The sequence below is a fragment of the Microbacterium sp. MYb72 genome (assembly GCF_002979415.1).
Taxonomy (GTDB): Bacteria; Actinomycetota; Actinomycetes; order Actinomycetales; family Microbacteriaceae; genus Microbacterium; species Microbacterium natoriense.
The window spans coordinates 75,263-96,958 of record NZ_PCOT01000008.1 but is presented as its reverse complement, the minus strand read 5'-3'; the positions used below and the strand labels follow the sequence as shown (position 1 = coordinate 96,958).

Below are 21,696 nucleotides of genomic sequence, written 5' to 3'. Positions count from 1 at the left end.
GGCCTCCCGACGCTCCGCCAGGCTCGACAGGCCCGACAGGCCCGACAGGCCCGACAGCCGTCTACCGAGCTGCGGGGCGCGGCCGCGCGATCACCACGGCGATGGCGAGACCGCCGATCAGGACGGCGAAGGCGCCCCAGGGCAGCGCGGGCGCGCCCGGCGCCGAGGGGAGGGAGATCTGATCCGCCTCCGCCGTGTGCGCGTCGACCCGCTCGCCGCGGACCAGCAGTCGGTGGGTGTTGACCCCGGTGGGCGTGCACGTCAGCAGGGTCACGTAGTCGTGCCCGGGCGACTGCCGCAGCAGATCGCCGTCGTCGGGGAGCACGGTCTTGATCTGGTCGACGCGGTAGACCAGCGTCTCGCCGGCGACGTCGATCGCGAACTCGTCGCCCAGGTCGAGCTCGTCGAGACGCGTGAACAGACTCGCACCCGGGATCCCGGAGTGGCCGGTCAGCACGGAGTGTGTCCCGTCCCCGCCGACCGGGAGGCCGGAGCCGTACAGGTGGCCGATCCCGCGTGCGAGAGTGTCTTCGTCTGTGCCGTGATAGATCGGCAGATCCACCCCGATCCCGGGGATGCGGATGCGTGCCATCGGAGCTCCGGGAGCGAGCGAGAGCTGCTGCAGGTAGTCCGCGCGGCCGTCGTCGACGTCGTCTGCTCCGCCCGCCGCATTGAGCGTGTAGGGATCACGGAGCGGTCCGTCGGGAAGATGCTCGTTGTAGTCGCGGGCCGCGTCGATCATCCCCCCGAGCTCGGAGGAGGTCGAGTCGGATACCGCCTGCGCGTACCCGGAGACCGTGGACGCGTGGGTGAGGTCGCTGATCCAGGTCGCTCCGGAGGGGTAGGCGATGAGGCCCGCCCCCGCCATCACGACCACGGCGACGGCGATGCTCATCGGAGACCACCGACGCTCGACGGATGCACGCCGGGCGCGGCGCCTGAGCGGAGTCGCGTCCTGCGGTTCGGCGGTGACGATCATGAGGAAGCTCCGAAGTCGAGGTGGGGGCGACCCGATAGGCGGGTCGCCCCCGAGGACGGTTCGGTTCGAGCCGATCCATCCCAGAGGCGGGGGCGACCCGGGGAGGTGGGTCGCCCCCGAGGATGATCCGGTTCGAGCCGCATCATCCCCTGGAGAGGGGACAGCCGGGGAGAGGAAAGGCTGCCCCCTCGATGGCGGCGGTGTGGGGACTCCGCCGTCTCGGGTGGTCAGGCGTTACGACGACGCTTCACGACGAGGAACACGACACCACCGGCGATGAGGCCGATGCCGGCCAGGTAGAGCAGACCGGTGCCCGTGCCACCGGTGAACGGCAGCTGGAAGCCGCCGTTGTGCGGCACGTTGGTCACGGTCAGATCGATCCCCGCTGCCGTCGTGGCGGCGGTGACGGTGAACTCGATCGGAGCGGCGAGCAGCTCGTAACCGCTCGGCGCCTGCACCTCGACGAGGTAGTACTGCAGGTAGCCGGCGTCACCCGGGGCGACCGTGGCGCCGTTGGCGAAGTCGCTGTACCGCAGACCCGAGAGCGTCAGGGTGCCGTCCGCGTTCACGACCTCGAACTCGGTGTCCCCGTTCAGGGTGACCGGGTTCGTCTGCGCCGCGGCATCCGCCGCCGAGGTGAACACCTGGAAGACGGCTCCGGTGAGCGCCGCGCCGCCCTGACCGACCTTCGCGACGGTCAGGCCGCCCCAGCGGGTCTCGACCTCGGGGGTCGTGGTGGGTCCACCGGGCTCGCCCGGGTCGATGTCGAAGCTGGCGGCGTTCGGGTAGACGAGCGCCTGGTTGGCGATCTCGCCCACCGCGTTCACCGTGGTGATGATGTCGACGACGACCTGCGTGGTGTTGTTCGCGGCGAGGATCGCGCGCCCCGCAGCGGTGAACTCGACCGTGACGGCGTTCGTCCCTGCGTCGTGGACGATCGTGTAGTCGGTGCCCTCGGCGATCGTGGTGCCGTCGGCGAGCGTGACCGTGGCGGCGACGTAGTCGAGCTTGGGGTCGAGCACGTCGACGATCTTGAAGCCGTCGATCGGGTTCGCGTTGGGAATGTCCGACGTGATCGTGAACGACACCTCATCGCCCAGCTGCACGGCATCCGCATCGTCGACGGTCTTGGTGGCCGTCGTGATCGCGTTCTTCGGGTAGACGTGCACGTCGTACAGCCAGTTGTCCCGGTTGTCGGGATCGGTCAGCGGCACCGAGACGAGGAACGGCGCCGACGGCGTCACTCCGGCGGGGAAGCTGGTCTCCTCGACGAGGTACAGGCCGACGGGGAGGCCGGTGAACGACGCCTGACCTGCGGCATCCGTCACCAGCGACGAACCCGCCGCGAGCGTGTATCCCGCGCCGGTGATCGAGCCTTCGGGATCTGCGGCGTCGAACACGCCCGACAGCGTCGAGGCGTTCGCCCAGCCGCTGTTGGTCGACAGGTCGATGCCGGTGACCTGCCGCACCTGGAACTCGACCCCGGGGAGCGGAGTGAGGCCCGTGGTGTCCACGGCCGTGCCGTTGTTCGGCAGACCGGTGGGCGTGTCAGGCGCTTCGAGCTTGTGCACGGTGATCGAGCCGGTGGCGTTCGGGTCGACCAGCGGCGCCGCTGCCGCCGGTGCCGCGAGGCCGAGCCCCAGGAGCACCGCGGCGGCGCTCGCTGCGAGGCCGACGCGGAGTCCGCGTCGTGCCGGATTCATGGTCTTCATGTTTCTTCCCCCTTGGGTCGGGTCTTGCGTTTCTCGGGTATTCGGGTGGGCGCGCATGTCACGCCCGGGGACCGCGTGAGGTGACGGCGAGTGCTCGTCGTCGTCGCGCGAGGTTGAGGGTGCCGGCGGTGGTGCCGGCGAGGAGGAGGGTGAGGCCGATCAGGTAGATCCAGGCCGTGCCGGGTCCTCCGGCGTCGGGGAGATCAAGAGCGGGAACGTCTTCGACACGGATCGTGCGGATGCCGTCGACATCCACCAGTTGCACGTTCGAGGAGACACCGGCGTCGAGGGTGATCGTGCCGTCGGCGGCGACCGTGAACGGCACCCGCCCTGCCAGCAGCGCGAACCCGTCCAGCGCCCGCGTCTCCTCCAACCAGTACGTCCCCGCCGTCAGCGTGACATCACGGAACAGGCCCGTCACCGGAGTCCCACCCGACACCGCCGCCGGCACCGGATCCACCACCGCCGTGCCCCCGGTCGCCGCGGAGAAGATCGCCCACGACGACCCGTCCATCGGCACCACAGCACCCGTCGACGCCTCACCGACCTTCTGGACCTGCACCGGCGTCGGGGTGACCTGCGACGTCGTGCACGCCGTCGTGCACGGCTGCGGCGGCGTCGGCTGACCCGGCGCACCCGCGTTACCGGTGACCACGTTCCGCAGCGTCGATGACCACGCATCCGCCGCCACCGTGACCCGATACGTCAGCACCGCCGACGAGGATGCCGGCAGAGTGAACGACGCGGTCGTCAACTGGGTACCCACCGGGTCCGGCTCGGCGACAGGAGGCCCTCCCGCGATGACCAGCTGGGCGGAGCCAGCGACGAAGGTCGCGTCGTCGAGCACATCGGAGAGATCATCCGTCAGCACGGTCGCCGAGACCGGCACCGCCGAGGCGTTCGTCGCCGTGACGCGGTAAGTGATCACCTCACCGGGCTGCACTCTCGCGCCCGCGGCGAGCGGATCGGCGCCGCGCAGGGCTTGCTTCGCGAGGGTCCAGGTCGGGATCGGGGTGTTCGTGAACACGCACACGATGTGGGAACCGGTGTTCGACCCCAACGGCATCGTCACCGAGCCGCTCGCTCCGGATCCGGACGCGACCAGTGCGTTCCCGTTGAGTGAGTCGCGGCACTCCCACGTCGTTCGGTAATTCGCCAGCACCGCGCCGCCGCTCGGCGTCTCCGTGATCGTGTAGGTGCGGCCAGGAACCCCGACGACCGCACCCGCCGTCGCCGATGCTGCCGTCTGCAACCCCGTCGATGTGCCCGACGTCGTGCCCGTGTTTCCCGACGCCACACCGTTGCCGGTGATCGTGACCGTGAACTGATCCCCCGTCGCGTACCGCCCCACGAGGTCCTTCCGCAGTGTCAGCGTGCTGTTCAACGTGCACGAGCTCAGATCGCTGACCAGCGTGTTGTTCGTGCCGTTCGGGTTCAGGATCGTCGCACTCGACACCTGGGCTCCCGAGTTCGGATCCACCCGCGACAGCACCCGCGTCGCCGCCGTGTGCTGCGTGTACAGATACCCGTCGCTGCCGAACGCGATCCCCTGGAACTGCGCCGAGGCGGGTGCAAGATTCGCCAACAACCGCGACCCTACGAGACTCCCGTTGCTCGGCGGGGAATCCACAACCACCAGACGGTTGCCCGCTGCCGTTCCATTCGACATCACGATGAACGCCCGCCCCTGGCTGTCGAAGACCAGATCACCGTTCGCGCCGCCCGCGGTCGGCACCGCCACACGGAACTGCAGACCCAACGACGTGTTCGCAACGGGATCGAAGGCGAAGAACACGTACTCCGTGCCGGAAACCCCGCCGATGTAATACAGACCGTTCACGGGATTAACCGCACCCATGAAGAGATTGAAGGTTGCTTCCGGAATCGTTCCCGCCAGCGACGCCACACCCGTCGTCGTGTCGTAGCGATACACGTTCTTGGTACCCGACTGCGACGCCGCGTACGCATATCTCCCGTCGGCGGTGATCGCGAGGCTGTTCATCAGAGCGGAACCACCGGCCGGGAAGAACCCCTCCTGCACCGATGCTCCCGTTGCCCGGTTGATCGCCAGCACTGCACCGCTCGTGTTGAGGCCGTAGACCACATCAGCCGTGCACCGGAACCCCGCGGAGAAGGCGGCGGTCGTCGTGCTCTGATCGTTCGACGGATTGGGGTCGCGCTCGTTGCCGATCACGCGTGCCGTGTTCGTCAGCAACCCCGTGGTGGAGGCTGCCACTGTGCCGTTCACCGTGATGGTCCTGGTGGCTCCGACCGCCAGTCCCGCCAGGGCGCACCGGAGGATGCCGGTCACCACCGTGCACCCCGCGGTCGGTGAGGAGGCGCCCGTGATGCCGGCGGGCAGAGTATCGGTCACCTGGTAGCCGGAGGAGACGCCGGGGCCGTTGTTGGTGACGGTGAGCGTGTAGGTGATCGCCGCACCAGCGGTGTAGACCGCCGGACCGGTCTTCACGATTCCGAGGTCGACATCCAGTCCGGGTATCGCGGTGCCGTCATTGTTGCCCGATGCCGGCCCTGTCGTGGTCGACACGAGGGTGAAGGTCGGAGTCGCCGCCGTCGGGTTGGCGATCGCGACCTGATAGATGTTGCCGGTGGTGTTGTCGGACAGGCCGATGTTCCCGTTGCCGTACAGCCACTGCGCGCCGAAAGCCGCGCTCACGCCCAGCCCCAACGCCCATGAGCTCACCTGCCCCGTCACGGGGTTCATCCGGTAGATCCGATCGGCCTGACTCACCCCCCAGAGGAAGCCGTCCTTCCAGACGATGTCGGACAGGTTCGGAACGGCCGCCTGCAGAGTGATCCCGGTCGCGGTTCTCGTCGCCACGTTGATGGCGCCGATGTAGGTTCCCGCTCCACCCGTGTAGCGCACGTAGAGCACCCCGGCCGTCGCGCCCTGCCCGAAGGCGCCCTCGTTGTAGATCTGACCCGCCGGGGGAGTCGCGAGGCCGGAGATCGCACCGAGAGACGTGATCACCCCGCCCTGACCGATCCGGATCAGCGTCGTTCGGTTCACCGTGTCCCGCTGGACCCCGTAGAGGTAATTGTCTGTCGTGTTGAATCCGATCGCGTTGTAACCGATCGCCGCCGTCGCGCCGATCGGAGTGAACCCGACGGACCCCGCCGTCTGCTGCGCGGCGTAGAGCCTCGTGGGGACGTCCTGCGCGACGAAGACCGTGGGGACGTTCGGATCGAACGGGTCTCCCGGAGCGGCAGACGCCTGAAGTGGCCGCGACAGCGGCACCAGCGCCACCGACATGAGGATCGCGATCACGACGAGCGACAGTGGTCTCCGCCAGCTCCCCGGTCGATCGAGAGCCACGATGTCTCGTGATGCGCGCACGGTTCCTCCCCAGATTCGGCTCGCGCCGAGGGGCGTCAACCAGAGGACTCGGGTATCACGGGAACGCTCCCAGCGCGTACCAGGGAAAGCTAGTGAGCAGCCGGTGCCGACCGACAAGGGGCTCTGTCTCGTTTTGGTTACGCCGGAGAAAGTACCGGAAACAAGAGCCGTCATCTCTCGTTCCGCCGATTCTGCGAGTCGGGGATTCCCTCAGTACTGGGGATTGCCGCACGCCTCTGCCGCTTCGATCGCACAAAGCCGGCGGTGGTGCCGGCGAGGAGGAGGGTGAGGCCGATCAGGTAGATCCAGGAATCGCCGGGCCCTCCCGCATCGGGAAGGTCGAGAGCGGGGACGTCTTCGACACGGATCGTGCGGATGCCGTCGACATCCACCAGTTGCACGTTCGAGGAGACACCGGCGCCGAGGGTGATCGTGCCGTCGGCGGCGACCGTGAACGGCACCCGCCCTGCCAGCAGCGCGAACCCGTCCAGCGCCCGCGTCTCCTCCAACCAGTACGTCCCCGCCGTCAGCGTGACATCACGGAACAGGCCCGTCACCGGAGAACCACCCGACACCGCCGCCGGCACCGGATCCACCACCGCCGTCCCCCCGGACGCCGCGGAGAAGATCGCCCACGACGACCCATCCATCGGCACCACAACCCCGGTCGACGCCTCACCGACCTTCTGGACCTGCACCGGCGTCGGCGTCACCTGCGACGTCGTGCACGCCGCCCCACACGGCTGAGGCGGCGTCGGCTGACCCGGCGCACCCGCCGTTCCCGACACCACGTTCCGCAACGTCGACGACCACGCATCCGCCGCCACCGTCACCCGATACGTCAACGTGGCAGTCGCGCCGACGGGAAGCGTGAAGGGTCCCGCCGTCAAGACCGTCCCGGCAGGATCAGCGACCGCGACCGGGGCGCCCCCGCCGATGACGAGCTGCCCTGACCCCGGAACGAACGTCGCGTCGTCCAGCACATCGGAGAGGTCGTCCGACAGCGTCACGCCCGTGATGTCGACCGTCGCCGCGCTGACCGCGGTCACGGTGTAGGAGATCTCGCTCCCGGGGTCGACGACGGCCCCCTGGCCGAGCGGGACTCCAGCGACCGACGCGGACTTCGACAACGACCAGGTCAGAACGGGCTGGATCAGCACGGTCGCCGTCGCCTGGTTCGAGACGACCCCGCGACCGTCCTGGGTCGTCCCCGCCGCGGTCGCCGTGTCGTCGATGCGACCATGGCCGACGTCCGCGTTCGTCGCGACATACGTACCGGTGCACACCGTGCTCTGCCCCGGGTTCAGCGCCGTGACCGGGCAGGTCGGACCAGACGTCAACGCCCCCGCAGGCGCCTGCTGCACATCGGTCACCACGATGTTCTGGATGCGCACGTCAGAGATGTTCTTCACGGTGAAGCTGTAGGTCACGGTCTGCCCCGCACCAGTGATCACCGCCGGACTCGGCGCCTTCGTAATCGTCAGACCGACGCACTGACCCGCATCCTGAACAGCGCTCGCCCCGTAGAACTGCGGTCCTCCCGACAGCACCGTCGTGTAGGAGAGCATCGCCGTGCTCGCCGCCGTGGGCAGAGTCGCCAACGGGATCCGGTTGATCTGTCCGCTTGGCGCGGCCATGAAGAAGTTGCCTCCGGACTGCGCGCCACCCCACATCGCCGGAACGGTGCCGATCTGCGTCATCGAGCCGTCGGGATGAATGCGGTAGACCCGCGAGTTCGACAGGTTTCCATCAAGAGGGCGCACACCGAAGGCGAGGATGTCGCCGTCCGGCAGCACCGTGAAGTCGCCCGCAGAACTGATCTCGTTCGGGAACTGCGTCCACAGCGTCGTGACCCCTGTATTCACATCCAGCCGATAGATCGCCCTCGACGAGTACGACCCCACCAGCAACGTGTTCGCGTCCAGCGCCGCCAACGCGTTCAGGCTGTACAGAGTCGCACTCGGACCCGGAACCGTCGCCTGCGTCAGAATCGGCCCCGTGATCGCGACCGACGCGAGCTCGGCGCCCGTCACAGGATCGATCCGCCGCAGCACCGGCGTCTGACCCGTGCCACCGTCGTAGTCCACCCCGTACAGCGCGCTTCCGTTGCTGCTCCACGCGATATCGCCGTACTGGCGGATCAAAGGCGTCGACGAGACGAGCTGGAACGTCGTGGGGTTGTATTGCTGCAGAGCATTCGCCGTGTTCGTCCACACCGGCACCGCCACACATGGATCGAAGGAGAAGAACCTCACCGCAGCGCAGGCCGGAAGGTCGATGCCCAGATGGGCGGTGATGTTCGCGGCGCAGTTGTTGTACGTCCCCGCGGTGTTCGAGGTGACATCCAGGGTGATGGTGCACGACACCTGCCCGGCGTTGAGCCTCCCGTTCGACACGACGACGGATGACGCCCCTGCGGCCGCGGCGACCGTCGCGGTGCACGTGCCCCCCACGTTCGCGGGAGAACGCACGACCAGGCCGGCGGGGAGGGAATCCGTGAACGACCAGCCGACCTTCTCCGCGAGCTCACTGGTGTTGGTGACCGTGAGCGTCAACGTCGAGACGCCGCCCGTCGGCACCGAGGTCGGACTGAACGACTTGTCGAGCTGCGGGGTCACGTCCAGCACGCGGATGTTGTCGAACGCGCCGTCATTGCCGATCCCGTTGCCCTGGACATTGCGCATGGTGATGCCGAGGGTGGCGCTTGTATAGAGCATCGAGCCGTTCGCGGGGAAGCGACCGTAGCTGACAGAGCCGCCGAAGGCGGTCGTGGTCAGCCGTCGCGGATCCGTGCAGGGGTTGATGGCCGAACTGGAGACCGGTGTCTCCGTGCCTGCCGCATTCGTCAGGTAGAACCGGAGCGACGGCTGGTTGCCGGCGCCGCAGTTCGTCGCCGCCGCATCCACGGAGAACGTGATGAACCGTCCGTTCGACGGCACCGAGAGCTGAGAGCTGATGAACTGGCGGGCATTGGCCGGGCCGTTCGACGACGTGTTGCTCGAGACGGCACGGTTCGTCCCCGAGTTCTGCGGGCTGTTCAGCAGCCCGAGGGCCGCGGCCTTGCGCTGCACCTCGGTCCACTCGGCAGGGCGGCCTGCGCAGACGCTCCCACCGGGGAACGCGTTGGCCTGGCTCAGGATGAAGCCGTTGCACGCGGTGGCGTCGAGCCAGAACGGATCAGCCGAATACGTCGCTCCGGATGCGGAGACGTAGCTCTCGAGTTCTGTGACGCCCGTCCCCTGTTGGAAGTCCTCCTGGAAGAGGACGGACGGCGCTCCGGGCACACCGGGAGAACCGGGGGCGGCCGATGCGGTCTGAGTTCCGGTGGTCGCGTCGACCACGCCGAAGAACGCGACGAGCATCGCCACCACGGACACCGCGGCACTGACACGGGTGGTCCGCGAACGACGGATGCCGGCGCTGCGGACGGGGCCTCTCAACGGGTTCACGAGCGTCCTCCCCAGAACGGTGCGGTAGAGCCTTCGACCCTCGGGTGGGTCGGAGTCGGGTTCTCTGCGATCGCAGGGGAAAGCTAGCGACGGCCGTCGTCTCGCCACCAGAGTGCCGGGGTTGCGCTAGCGTTGCGCCTCTCGGAACCCCGAGATTTCCAGGGTCTGATCGACGATTCGCCGTTTTCGGCCAGGCGCGGTTCCCCCAGTTCGAGGGGTTGCGTTCGTTGCGCCGGTCATGCGCTGGTGTTCCGTCGGCGGCTCCGCAGCGGCCCGAGTAGCCTGGTGCGGTGACCATGCTGAACAAGGACATGACGTTGTGCATCTCGCTCTCGGCGCGTCCGAGCAACAACGGGACCCGGTTCCACAACTTCCTGTACGAGGAGCTCGGACTCAACTGGATCTACAAGGCGTTCGCGCCCACCGATCTCGCTCAGGCGATCGCCGGAGTCCGCGGCCTCGGCATCCGCGGCTGCGCGATCTCGATGCCCTACAAGGAAGACGTGATCGCGCTCGTCGACCGCATGGACGCATCGGCGACGGCCATCGACTCGGTGAACACGATCGTGAACGATGACGGCGTGCTCACCGCGTACAACACCGACTACTCCGCGATCGCCCAGCTCATCGAGCGCAATGCCCTCGACCCGGCGTCGTCCGTTCTGCTGCGGGGTTCGGGCGGGATGGCCAAGGCCACGGCGGCCGCCTTCCGCGACGCGGGCTTCTCCCGCGTGACGATCATCGCCCGCAACGAGCAGAACGGGCGGGCCCTGGCCGACCTCTACGGCTTCGCGTGGACGGCGGATGCCGCCACCGCCACGGCCGACGTCATCGTGAACATCACGCCCATCGGCATGGTCGGAGGAGCCGAGGAGCACTCGCTGTCGTTCACCGAGGAGCAGATCGCCGCGGCATCCGTGGTCTTCGACGTGGTGGCGCTGCCCGCTGACACTCCGCTCGTGAAGGCGGGGCGCGCCGCGGGCAAGACCGTGATCAACGGCGCGGAGGTCGCGACGCTGCAGGCGCTCGAGCAGTTCGTGCTCTACACCGGCATCCGCCCGACACCCGCGCAGGTGCAGGGGGCCGAGGAGTTCATGCGGGCGCAGTAGCACCCCACGGAGCACCTGTTCAGCTCGCGAACCTGGTCACGATTCGAGCCGATTCGCGACCAGGTCTGCGACCTGAACGAGCGCGGCGGCTCGACGAGGGAGACGTCAGGCTGCGACGCTACGCAGGGTCGCGGTGGTGGCCGACGGGGTGGAAGAGCGCGCGGTGAGGGCGGCGATCGCCATCACGACGAGTCCGGATGCCGTGATCGCGGCGCCGATCCAGATGGGCGATGTGTAGCCGAGACCCGCCGCGATGCCGAGGCCGCCCGCCCAGGCTCCCAGCGCGTTGCCGACGTTGAACGCCCCGATGTTGGCTCCGGAGGCCAGCGTGGGCGCCCCGCCGGCGTACTGCATGATGCGGCTCTGGAGTCCGGGAACCGTGCCGAAGCCGAAGGCCCCGAGGAGCACGAGGACGGCGATCGTGGCCGGCTGCGACCAGGCGAGCAGCGCGAAGGCGACCAGCACGACGAGGAGAGCGGCGGTGAAGCCGAGGAGCGTGCGGTCGATGGAGCGGTCGGCGAGCCGGCCTCCCACGACGTTGCCCACGACGAGGCCGACGCCGAAGAGCACGAGCAGCCACGGCACGGCGGATGCCGCGAAGCCGGTGACCCCTGTGAGCGTGTAGGCGATGTAGGTGAAGGCGCCGAACATGCCCCCGTAGGCGAGCACGGTGACGGTGAGCGAGAGCCAGACCTGTCCGGAGCGGAAGGCGCGGAGCTCGTGCCGGAGGCTCACGGTCGCTCCACCGGCACGCGGAACGGTGACGAGAGCGGCGATGCCGGCGAACGCGAGGATGCCGATGGCGGAGATCGCCCAGAACGTCGCCCGCCACCCGAACTGCTGGCCGATGAAGGTGCCGAACGGCACGCCGAAGACGTTGGCCGCGGTGAGTCCGGTGAACATGATCGCGATGGCGCGCGCCTTCTTGTCCGGGGCGACGAGGTCGGCGGCGACGACCGAGCCGATGCCGAAGAACGCGCCGTGGCACAGGGCGGCGATGATGCGGCCGATCATGGCGGTCGTGTAGTCGGGTGCGAGGGCCGTGAGCGCGTTGCCGGCGATGAAGAGGACGACCAGTCCGAGCAGCACCGGCTTGCGGGGCAGCCGTGTGGTCGCGGCCGTCAGGCCGAGGGCTCCGACGACCACGCTGAGCGCGTAGCCGGAGATGAGCCAGCCCGCGGTGGCCTCGGTCACGCCGAAGCTCGCTGCGACCTCGGGGAGGAGGCCCATGATCACGAACTCGGTGAGTCCGATTCCGAAGGCGCCGATGGCGAGTGCGATGAGTCCGAGTGGCATGGGGTGCTCTCTGCTAAAGTAGTTGCGTACGCGGGATATTGCGTTGCGAGCATTAATCATTGCACACGCAACTATTCCGCGCAAGCAACTACTTTGGGAGGACACATGGGCATCTCCGACGACGCCGTCGAGATCCGCGCCCGCGGATGGCGCACGCTCGCCGCCCTGCACGGCATCATCGAGGCCGAGCTGGAGCGCGCGCTCGGCTCCTCGGTCGACCTCTCCGTCGTCGAGTACACCGTTCTCGACGCGCTCAGCAGGCAAGACGGCTGGCACATGCGGATGCAGCAGCTGGCGCGCGCCACCGCACTGAGCCCGAGCGCCACGACCCGCCTCGTCACCCGCCTGGAAGACCGGGGTCTGCTGACCCGCATCCTCTGCGCAGACGACCGCCGCGGCATCTACACCGAGCTCACCGCGGCGGGTCAGTCGCTCTACGAGAAGGCGCACCCCATCCACGACGAGGCCTTGGAGCGCACGCTCGGCGAGGCCGCGGATCAGCCCGAGCTGGCCCCCGTCGTGCACGCGCTGCAGGGGAGCGTCGCGCTCGCCTGACGCCGACCAGTGATCGGGAGGCGATTATCTGGATACCCTAGGCCCATGAGCGCGCCTCGCACCGCACGAAGATTCCTCGGCCGACGGACCCCGGCGGTCATCGCCATGTCTGCGATCGTCGCACTGACCCTCTCCGCCTGCTCGTTCGGCGGAGACGACGGCGGCGGCACGAACGGCGAAGGCCAGGGCTTCCCCGACGACGGGTGCACCCACGTCACCATCGCGACCTCCTCCGAGAAGGTCAACATGCTCGACGCGCTCGCGACGGCGTTCAAGGACTCGCCCGAGCACAAGAAGCTCGGCACGTGCGCGACGGTCCGCCCGATCAACGTCTCGTCCGGCAACGCCGCGCGGTATCTCACCTCGGGAGACGACTGGCCGAGCGACGACCGCGACCTGTGGCCCACGCTGTGGTCGCCGGCCTCCACCGTGTGGACCGACCGCGTCGCCGCGGCCGCCTCCGCCAACCTCGTGGGCGACCCGAAGTCCTTCACGCGCACGCCCGTCGTGTTCGGCATGCCGGAGCCGATGGCCAAGGCGCTCGGCTGGCCGAACACGCCCATCAGCATCACCGACCTGTCGAAGCTCTGCCAGGATCCGGACGGCTGGGGCAGCGTCGGCAAGGACATCTGGGGCGCATTCAAGATCTCCAAGACCAACCCGAACACCTCGACGACGGGGCTCTCGACGATCCTGATGCAGTCGTACGAGGCGTCCGGCAAGTCCGCCGACCTGACGTCCGCCGACGTGGATGCTGCGGCCGACTTCTCGCGCGTGTTCGAGGAGTGCGTGATCCACTACGGCGACACCACCGGCAACGTGCTGTCGACCCTCTATGACGAGACGCAGAACGGCTCCAACGGATCCGCCTACGTCTCGGCCGTCGCCCTCGAGGAGACGTCGCTGCTCAACTACAACCAGGGCAACCCCGACTCGCACACGGTGCAGCCCGGTGAGACCCTGGTCCCGCCGAAGACCAAGCTCGTCGCGGTCTACCCGACCGGGGGCTCGATGTGGTCCGACAACCCGGTGACCGTGCTCGGCGCGGACTGGGTGACTCCGGAGCAGCGCACGGCGGGCGAGGCGTTCGCGGCGTTCCTGCAGACCACCGAGGCTCAGAAGATCCTGCCGACGTACGGCTTCCGCCCGCTCGACGAATCGGTGCCTCTGGGCAAGCTCTTCACCGCCAACTACGGCGTCGACCCCGACCAGCCCGCGGTGACGCTCCCCAAGCCCGACGTCGACGTGATCTCCACCGCCATCGATCAGTGGACGCAGGTGCGCAAGCCCTCGTCCGTCCTGGAGCTCATCGACATCTCCGGCTCGATGGACGATCCGATCGGCGACGGCCGCTCGCGGCTCGACGGCGCCATCCAGGGCGCGCAGACGACCCTCGACCACTTCCGCCCGACCGACGAGGTCGGCGTGTGGGCGTTCACGACCGGGATCTCATCGGATGCCGGTGATGGCATACAGGTGCTGCGCGACGTCACGGCGCTGGGCGCCGACGGCGAGAAGCTCGACTCCTCACTGGATGACCTGCACTACGCCCAGCGCAACGGGACCCCGCTGTACGACGCGATCCTCACGGCGTACGAGGCGATGAGCAAGCGCGCAGAACCCGGTCGCATCAACGCGATCGTCGTGCTCTCCGACGGCGAGGACACCGACTCCACGACGTCGCTCGACTCCCTGATCGCGAAGATCGGGAAGAGCACGAAGGAGGGCGGATCCGACGCTCCGGTGCGCATATTCCCGATCGCGTATGGAGAGGGCGCCGACACCTCCGCTCTGCAGCGGATCGCGGATGCCACGGGCGGACAGCTCTTCGACGCGTCGAACGCCGAGCGCATCGACCTCGTGTTCGCGTCCGTCATCAACAACTTCTGAGGTCGAGATGCACCAGCTCAGTGCGACCGGCAACCCCTGGCTCGATCCCGCGATCGACGCCATCGGATCGACGAACGTCTACGTCGACCACCAGGTGAAGGGCTGGCAGAGCCTGCAGGAGGAGCTCTCCGGTTCGGTGCCGTCCAACGTCGTGGTCGTGGTGCTCCCGGACGCGGCGCGCGAGAACATTCCGTATGACTCATACATCGTGGACAAGCTGTCGGACGCTGCGTCGCAGCCGACGGTGATCGTCGCGGTCGGCAAGGACCTCACGGCCAAGTCCTCGGTCGTGGACGATGCGCTGAAGATCGCCAACGAGAACGATGCCAAGGCGGCCACCGACCTCAAAGGCGGCTTGCTCGAGACCGTGCAGGAGATCTCCGCGGAGATCCCGGCCGGAGGCGGCTCCCCCGGCACGGGCGGCGCCGACGTCCTGATGCCGGTCGTCATCGGCGGCGTCGTGCTGATCGCCGCTGCAGGGACGGCCATCGGACTCCTCGCCCGTCGCCGCCGCCGCGCACCCGCGTCGCCTCCGGTGAACACGGATCCTGTGCCCGCCGGCATCCGGCTGCGGGTGAGCCGCCTGCGCGAACTCGCTCCCTCGTATGCGGCGGTCTCCGGCAATCCGGTCGCAGCGGAGACGGCTGCGAGCATCGACGCCCTCGCCTCGCACATCGAGCAGCTGTTCGCCCGCCTCGACGCCAAGGCCGGCGAGGATCAGAGCGCGATGGCGGAGGCCGAGTACTCCGACAAGCTCGCGCGACTGGTCGCGGCGCTCGACCGGGACTACCTGCTCGACCTGCTCACTCGTCCCGATCTGTGGGACGACCCGGAGGAGCGCATCGGCGAGGTCCGCGAGGCGCTGAACGCCGTCACCACGCAGATCGTCGACAACATCAAACAGGTCAACGCCCGCAAGGGTCTGCTCTTCCAGGTGTCGCTGGACTCGCTGATCGGCCGCAGCGAGCTGCGCGACTGGGAGCGTCAGTTCAAGCAGAGCTCGGGCGACTGACCTGCAAGACTGTGTCGGCGAGCTCGTTCGAGCGACCTCGCCGATCCCGGACATGCAATGAGAGAGGACGGGCATGGACCTCAGTGCCGTCGCCGACGACCCCACCTTCTTCGCCATCGTGGGCGGTCACCTGCTGGTGCTCGTCCTCGCCGTGCTCTTCACGGTGCTGCGCAAGTACTCCGTCGGAGGCTTCTTCGCCTGGATCGCGACGGTCGTCTCGCTGCTCTTCGGGCTCTTCTGGTTCCTCGTGCTGGGCGGAGGCCGCGGCAACTCGCGGGCGAACGAGTCGGTGCAGTTCGCTCTCGACCCGCAGGGCGGCCTCTGGGTCACGCTGTACATCGTCGCCGCTCTGATCATCGCCTACGTGCTGACCTGGATCTGCAAGAAGGGCAAGGCGCGCTCCTACGCGTCGACGGGCCCGTTGCCCCGACGCGACACGACGGACACCCCCGCCGCGGGCTGAGTCAGCGCCGCGACCGGCGAGAGCCGATCAGCGTCGCGATGCCGAGGACGGCGCAGAGCGGACGGTAGTACCGATTGTCGAGCTCTCGGAACCGTTTGTCGGCGGGAGGAAGACCGAGCGCCTTCAGGGCGACGTCGCCTCCGACGACGGCCCGCGCGAGCAGAGCCGTCGCGATGAGCCGACGCACGACGACCGCCATGCGCCCCTCGCCCAGCGCTCCGGCCGAGACGGCCCCGGCGGCGAGCGCGGCGCCCGCGACGACAGCCGTAGCGGCGGCATCCGGCATCGCGGCCGCGCTGCCGACGGTGGCGGAGGCGAGCCGTCTGCGGTTCTTCGCCGGCCAGCTCGATCCCGACGCCCAGATGAGATGCAGACCGCCGACCGCCGTCAGTCCTGTCCAGCTCACGAGTCGTGCGGCACCCCTGATAACGCTCACCCGTCGAGCGTATCGCCGGGGTGCTCAGGGGGCGGACGGGACGGACCGTTCCCTGATGGCTCCCACCGCGACGGCGAGGATGCCGAGTGCACCGGCCGCGACGAGGAGCGCCCACCCGTGGAGCAGTCGCTCCACGCCCGCGCCCACCACGGCGCCGGCGGCGAGGGAGCCCCACAGCAGGAGAGGCCGTCGCCATGCGGTCCGTGAACGCCCCGTGATCAGGTCGGCGAGTGCCACGCCGAGGCTGACGAGGGTGCCCGTGGCGTAGGTGATGGCGATGCGTGCACGGCCCTCCGACAGATACAGCGTGTTCAGCGCGCCCATGGCGGCGGCGAGCAGCGCGAACCTCCAGAAGGCGCCGGGCTGCAGGAGACCCATGATGCCGCAGATCGCCACGGCGACCGCCGCCCCCGCGACCACGCGCCACCGCCTCGTGCGGACCGGTCCTCGTGACAGAGCTCCCGCCGCGACCCCGATGACGAACGCCGCGACGAGCCCGAGAGGAGGCAGTGCACTCGCTGCACCCTGCGCCCACAGCTCGGCGCCGGCCTGGGTCGAGTTGCCGCTCATGAACGAGACGAACAGCCCGCCGGTCTCGATGAAGCCGATCGCGTCGATGTATCCCGCGATGAGTCCGAGCAGCAGCGTGAGCGCCAGGCCGCGCCGCGAGACATCCTTCACCGACCGTCCCTCCGCCCTGCTGACCTCCTCATAGTGCTCACGATCGCCGGTCGAGAGCAAGCCGGGCGACCGAGCGCGGCAGAAGGAGGCCTCGGTCAGAGCCGCGGCACCCCTCCCGCGCCGAGCGCCCGCAGGACGTGCACGGCGATCTCGAACTGACCATCGGCACTGGGGTGCACACCGTCGTCGAGGAGGGCGATCGGCTGCTCGGCATCCGCCGGGTCGATCACCAGGTCGGATGCGGCGACGTCCGCGATCGCGCGGGCGGTGTCGCTCCTGTCGTGCTCGGTCCAGTGGATCCCCGCCCCGCCGAAGTACGGGTAGCGGGCGATCGCATTCTCATCGACCGGGACGGGCGCCAGCCACACCCGCGGCACTCCCGCCACGGCGTCGCGGATCAGCGCGAGGTTGCGTCGGGTCTCCTCGGCGCTGACCAGGCGAGCAGCCCCCGTGCGGCGGGCGTCGTTGGCGCCGATCATGCAGAACACGATCGACGGGTCCACCCGGCGGAGCATGCCGAGGCCGCCGAGGAGCTGGGTCGTCGTCGAGCCCGACACCGCGAGGTTCACGAAGCGGAGACCGAGATCAGGACGCTCTGTGGCGAACAGCGCACCGATCAGCTCGAACCACGACTCACGGTCGGCCGTCGTGCTCTCGCCGATCGCGACGACGGTCTGCCCCGCGGCGAACGGAGGGTCGGCGAGGATCTCGCGCACGTCGTCCCGCTGCGCGAGGCGCTGGACAGCAGCGTCGCGCCGCTGTGCGAGCTCCCCGACCGCCGTGTCGTACTCGTCGAGGGTCGCGCCGAAGACGGCGGCTCTCGTGGCGGCATCCATCCCGCCCGCATACGGGAGGGACAGCTCGGGGCGCTCGAAGCGGACGAGCTTCGCGAGCACGGCGGCGCGGGAGGTGTGAGTCTGTGTCATGAATCATTCATAGCACAGAACTAACTACGGCGCTCATCCACCGGCCACTCGGCCGGGGTGCCATCATGTGTCGATGGGAACCATCGACGACTACCTCGCGACCCTCGCCGACGCCGACAGGTCGGCGATCGCCCGGGTCTACCGCATCGCGACGGATGCCGTGCCCGAGGCCGAGCAGGGCACCGGATACCGGATGCCCGCGCTGCTGCTCGACGGCAAGGCGCTGCTCTCGGTGATGCGCACGAAGACCCACCTGGGCGTGTATCCCTTCAGCGCGGATGCCGTGGCCGCCGTGCGACCGCGACTGGACGGCTTCGACGTCAGCACCGGCACGATCCGCTTCACGCTCGAGCATCCTCTCCCCGACGATGTCGTTCGCGACCTCGTGCTGTTCCGACGCGATCAGATCATCCGACGCTGAATCCGGCGGTCGAGATCGTCGAGCTCGGCGAGCAGATCCGCAGCGACCCACACCCTGTCACGCTTGCGTCCCGTGATCTCTCGGATGACACCCGCCTCGGCGAGGCGTTCGATCGCGGCGTATGCCTGTGCGGTCTTGGCACCGGAGAGCCGCTCGATCTCGGCCGCGTTCAGGACCGGGTTGTCGAAGAACGCCAGCAAGAGTGTCGCAGCAGCAGACCCTCTTCGCGGCCTCACCTCGGCACTCCACTCCTCCGGGAACGACTCGATCCTCTCGACAGATGCCGCCGTCTCTATGGCAGCCGCGAGCGCCGAGCGGACGAACAGAGCGATGAGAGGCGCCGGATCTCCGCTGCGATACTCCCCGAGTGCGGCGAAATAGTCACCCTGCCTGGCAAGGATTCCTGAGGCCATTGGGATCACTCCGTTGCGGATCGCCCCTCGCCGCCGCAACGATGCCGAGACCAGCGCTCTCCCGATGCGTCCGTTCCCGTCAGTGAACGGGTGGATCGATTCGAACTGTGCATGGGCGATCGACGCCTGCACGAGGACCGGGACATCGTCGCGATTCAGATAGGCGAGAAGGTCGTCGAGGAGCGCGGAGACTCTCTCCGGCGCGGGCGGGATGTGCAGTGCGTCTCTGGGTGAGTGATCGGAACCGCCGACCCAGTTCTGCATGTCGCGAACTCGTCCGGCGTACCTCGCCTCGAGAGGATCATCCTGCATCAGCGCGTGGTGAGCATCGAGGAGGTCACCACGCTCGAAGACACCACGCTCGCCCACCGCCGTCACCATCTGATGCAGCGCTCTGCTCGCTGCGACCATGCTCACGGCGGACGAGTTGCCCCGGTTTCCGGCGATGGCTCGTGCGAAGTCCTCCGCGCTGGCCGTGATCCTCTCGATCTTGGACGACGCAACGGACTCTGTGCGGATCAGGAACCTGCTCAGGGCGGATGAACGTCCGGATGCTCCCGCGTCCGCTTGCGCGACGGCGAGGAGGGCCTCTTCCGAGGCCGTGATGATCTCGAGTGCCGGCTCGTAGTCGACGTCAGCGATGAACGGAGGAACGGTGGCGTCCACGGTCTGCAGCATCCGGTCCTCGCGAGTCCCCCCTCGCATCTGCTGCCGCCACGGCAGGGTCTCGACGCCATGGGGCGGCCACCCACCATCCTGAAAGATGATCACGTCAGAATTGTCCACTCACTACTCCGGTTTTGCAAGTGAAAACCGGAATAGCGATCCCGCTATTCCGGTTTATCGGCAGTCTCGGCGCTCGACACCCGCCTGCTCTCGGCGATGCGGACGCACGCGACCTCGTGCTGTTCCGACGCGATCAGATCATCCGGCGCTGAATCCGACGGTCGAGTCGAGCCGTCAGTGCCGCGGCGCCGCGTCGTGGGCCAGCGCCAGGTGCACGTCGACCCGCAGACCCTCACCAGGCGTGTTGACGAGAGACACCCGGCCTGAGGCGTTCGCCGCGATCCCGGCCACGATCGAGAGGCCGAGACCCGCCCCACCTCGGGTGCGGGCGTCGCTCTGCCGGGCGAAGCGGTCGAGGGCAGACGGAGCGAACCCCGCATCCATGCCGCCGCCGTCGTCGGACACCGAGAGGACGACCCCGCCGCCGTCGTCCGAGAGGACCAGTTCGATGACCCCCTCCCGCCCGATCGCGTTCACGGCATTTCCGATGAGGTTGTCGCACAGGCGCCCGAAGTCCTCGACGCTCACCGCGACGAGCGCCGTGGGGCGCGCGGTCTCGTCCGCGTAGTCGACGCGGATGGCGCGGTCGGCCACCCGGAGGCGCCAGCGATCAGCGGCATCCGCCATCTCCTCCGCCAGGCGATCGACGCTCGCACTGCCCGCCGTCTGCTGCGCATCGATGCGGGAGAGCTCCAGAAGCGAGGTCGCGAGAGACGCGAGCCTCGCCACCGTCTGCTGCGCGGCGGCGACGTCGCGCCTCATGTCCTCCAGGCTCGTCGCCTCGCGCTGCGCGAGCTCCAGTCTCGTCTGGATGATCGCCAGCGGGGTGCGGAACTCGTGACTCGCGTCGGACACGATCTGCCGCTCCCGCTCGGCCGACGATCGCAGCTGCACGACCAGTTCGTTCAGCGTCTCGGCGAGCTCAGCGATCTCGTCTCTCGCGGGCCCGACGGGCAGCAGGTCGGCGCCGGGTTCGGCGATGAGCGCCGCCGCACTGCGTCTCAGACGGGAGACCGGGCTGAGTGCCGCGGAGCCGATCAGCCAGGATGCCGCTCCGAAGGCGATGTTGATGACGGCGATGCTGGCGATGAGCAGCGCGGCCACCTCGTTCAGCACCTGCGCATTGCTGTCCGTCGCGGTGATGACGTGCCACTCGCCGGCCCCGGCGGTCACGGTGGTCGCGCGCACGACGTAGCTGCCGACGGTCGTGTGGCCATCCGGCCCTGCCGCGAACTCCTCCGCTCGACCGGAGAGCCCGTCGGGCAGGGTGTCGACTCCGACCGCCCCGGACGGGTCGATGACGGCCACGAACTGACCGGGCCCCGGGAGATCCATCTCCTCCGTGTCGCCCGTGGTGATGGCGGTGACGTACTGGCCCTCGACGCCCTCCAGCAGACGCACCTGACCCTCGCCGACGATCCGTGCGACCTGGGAGTAGACGATGATCCCGGCGACGACGGAGATGAGGATCGCGATCAGCAGACTGCCGCCGGTGATCCGGACGCGGATCGTCAGCCGGGAGAGGTTCACGTCTCACCCGCGATCAACTGGAACCCGACGCCGCGCGCCGTCGCGATGCGCACGGGCGCACCGACCGCATCGAGCTTGCGGCGGATATAGCTGACGTACTGATCGACGATGTTGGGGTCGATGTAGTCGGTCGATCCCCAGATCGAGTCGAGGATCGCGGCCCGCGGCATCACCGCGCCGACGTTCGCGGCGAGCAGTCGGAGGAGGTCGAACTCGGTCCGGCTCAGGCTCAGCTCTCCCTGCTCCGTCGAGATCCGATGCCTCGTCATGTCGATGTGCAGGCCGCCGATCTCCATCCGGGTCGCCCCGATCGCGTCGCGACGGCGGAGCGCCCGCAGCCGAGCGGCCAGCTCGACGAACTCGAACGGCTTGGTGAGGTAGTCGTCGGCGCCGGCATCCAGCCCCTTCACCCTGTCGTCGACCGCGTCGCGCGCGGTGAGGAGGATGATCGCCAGTCCCTCATGCTGGCGACGCAGCCAACGGCACAGCTCGAAACCCGACATGCCGGGCAGCATCACATCGAGGATCGCGATGTCGTAGCCGGCGTCCTTCGCGAGGGCCATCGCGTGCACCCCGTCTTCGGCGACGTCGACGACGTATCCCTCGCCGCGGAGTCCGCGGGCGATGAGATCCGCCATCTCCGGTTCGTCTTCGACCGTGAGGATGCGCAGTGCCACCTG

The 21,696-nt window shown here is 68.6% G+C and carries 17 protein-coding genes; 6 read left to right on the top strand and 11 right to left on the bottom strand.

From position 1 onward, the window contains the following. Positions 1-61: 61 nt before the first annotated feature. The 4 genes from CQ047_RS06470 to CQ047_RS06455 all read right to left on the bottom strand — a co-directional run bounded on the left by CQ047_RS06470 (position 62) and on the right by CQ047_RS06455 (position 9,498). The gene (locus CQ047_RS06470; protein ID WP_105673462.1) at positions 62-979 is read right to left on the bottom strand and encodes a class C sortase; all 918 of its coding nucleotides are present in this window, start codon (positions 977-979) and stop codon (positions 62-64) included. Positions 980-1,206: 227 nt separating this feature from the next. Beyond that, on the bottom strand, positions 1,207-2,691 hold the full coding sequence (locus CQ047_RS06465) for a SpaH/EbpB family LPXTG-anchored major pilin (protein WP_223587428.1): 1,485 nt from the start codon (positions 2,689-2,691) through the stop codon (positions 1,207-1,209). A 58-nt stretch (positions 2,692-2,749) separates the two neighbouring features. Next, positions 2,750-6,049, bottom strand: a complete 3,300-nt coding sequence (locus tag CQ047_RS06460) for a DUF6923 family protein (protein ID WP_181155850.1) — start codon at positions 6,047-6,049, stop codon at positions 2,750-2,752. Between the two features lie 170 nt (positions 6,050-6,219). Continuing rightward, positions 6,220-9,498: a SpaA isopeptide-forming pilin-related protein gene (locus CQ047_RS06455; protein WP_146114276.1), complete on the bottom strand. Its 3,279-nt coding sequence runs from the start codon at positions 9,496-9,498 to the stop codon at positions 6,220-6,222. A 290-nt stretch (positions 9,499-9,788) separates the two neighbouring features. On the opposite strand from CQ047_RS06455, the gene CQ047_RS06450 reads away from it, so the two are divergent. Then, entirely contained in the window at positions 9,789-10,607 is an 819-nt protein-coding gene (locus tag CQ047_RS06450; RefSeq protein WP_181155849.1) for a shikimate 5-dehydrogenase, read from the top strand. 105 nt (positions 10,608-10,712) lie between these two features. On the opposite strand, the gene CQ047_RS06445 is transcribed toward CQ047_RS06450, so the two are convergent. After that, entirely contained in the window at positions 10,713-11,903 is a 1,191-nt protein-coding gene (locus CQ047_RS06445) for an MFS transporter (protein WP_105673458.1), read from the bottom strand. A 105-nt stretch (positions 11,904-12,008) separates the two neighbouring features. On the opposite strand from CQ047_RS06445, the gene CQ047_RS06440 reads away from it, so the two are divergent. The 4 genes from CQ047_RS06440 to CQ047_RS06425 all read left to right on the top strand — a co-directional run bounded on the left by CQ047_RS06440 (position 12,009) and on the right by CQ047_RS06425 (position 15,823). Beyond that, a complete protein-coding gene (locus tag CQ047_RS06440) occupies positions 12,009-12,458 on the top strand; it encodes a MarR family winged helix-turn-helix transcriptional regulator (protein ID WP_105673457.1) in 450 nt (149 codons plus the stop codon). Positions 12,459-12,503: 45 nt separating this feature from the next. After that, positions 12,504-14,348 (top strand): substrate-binding and VWA domain-containing protein, encoded by a 1,845-nt coding sequence (locus CQ047_RS06435; RefSeq protein WP_105673456.1) that lies wholly within the window; start codon positions 12,504-12,506, stop codon positions 14,346-14,348. A 7-nt stretch (positions 14,349-14,355) separates the two neighbouring features. Further along, entirely contained in the window at positions 14,356-15,360 is a 1,005-nt protein-coding gene (locus CQ047_RS06430) for a hypothetical protein (protein WP_105673455.1), read from the top strand. A gap of 73 nt (positions 15,361-15,433) precedes the next feature. Beyond that, positions 15,434-15,823 (top strand): hypothetical protein, encoded by a 390-nt coding sequence (locus CQ047_RS06425; RefSeq protein WP_105673454.1) that lies wholly within the window; start codon positions 15,434-15,436, stop codon positions 15,821-15,823. 1 nt (position 15,824) lies between these two features. On the opposite strand, the gene CQ047_RS06420 is transcribed toward CQ047_RS06425, so the two are convergent. The 3 genes from CQ047_RS06420 to CQ047_RS06410 all read right to left on the bottom strand — a co-directional run bounded on the left by CQ047_RS06420 (position 15,825) and on the right by CQ047_RS06410 (position 17,866). Next, positions 15,825-16,259: a DUF3995 domain-containing protein gene (locus CQ047_RS06420; protein ID WP_105673453.1), complete on the bottom strand. Its 435-nt coding sequence runs from the start codon at positions 16,257-16,259 to the stop codon at positions 15,825-15,827. A 24-nt stretch (positions 16,260-16,283) separates the two neighbouring features. After that, positions 16,284-16,940, bottom strand: a complete 657-nt coding sequence (locus CQ047_RS06415) for a YoaK family protein (RefSeq protein WP_105673534.1) — start codon at positions 16,938-16,940, stop codon at positions 16,284-16,286. A 95-nt stretch (positions 16,941-17,035) separates the two neighbouring features. Then, positions 17,036-17,866: a GDSL-type esterase/lipase family protein gene (locus CQ047_RS06410; RefSeq protein ID WP_105673452.1), complete on the bottom strand. Its 831-nt coding sequence runs from the start codon at positions 17,864-17,866 to the stop codon at positions 17,036-17,038. A gap of 73 nt (positions 17,867-17,939) precedes the next feature. Here CQ047_RS06410 and CQ047_RS06405 point away from each other — a divergent pair, with 73 nt between their 5' ends. Continuing rightward, the gene (locus tag CQ047_RS06405) at positions 17,940-18,287 is read left to right on the top strand and encodes an iron chaperone (RefSeq protein WP_105673451.1); all 348 of its coding nucleotides are present in this window, start codon (positions 17,940-17,942) and stop codon (positions 18,285-18,287) included. Here CQ047_RS06405 and CQ047_RS06400 read toward each other — a convergent pair. The 3 genes from CQ047_RS06400 to CQ047_RS06390 all read right to left on the bottom strand — a co-directional run bounded on the left by CQ047_RS06400 (position 18,269) and on the right by CQ047_RS06390 (position 21,693). Further along, entirely contained in the window at positions 18,269-19,471 is a 1,203-nt protein-coding gene (locus CQ047_RS06400; protein WP_258132508.1) for a Fic family protein, read from the bottom strand. The two genes, CQ047_RS06405 and CQ047_RS06400, sit on opposite strands and share 19 nt — an antisense overlap. 189 nt (positions 19,472-19,660) lie before the next feature. Further along, positions 19,661-21,016, bottom strand: a complete 1,356-nt coding sequence (locus tag CQ047_RS06395) for a HAMP domain-containing sensor histidine kinase (protein WP_105673449.1) — start codon at positions 21,014-21,016, stop codon at positions 19,661-19,663. Then, complete coding sequence (locus CQ047_RS06390; RefSeq protein WP_223585438.1) at positions 21,013-21,693, bottom strand: response regulator transcription factor; 681 nt, start codon at positions 21,691-21,693, stop codon at positions 21,013-21,015. Before CQ047_RS06390 ends, CQ047_RS06395 begins: the two co-directional genes overlap by 4 nt. Positions 21,694-21,696: the final 3 nt, after the last annotated feature.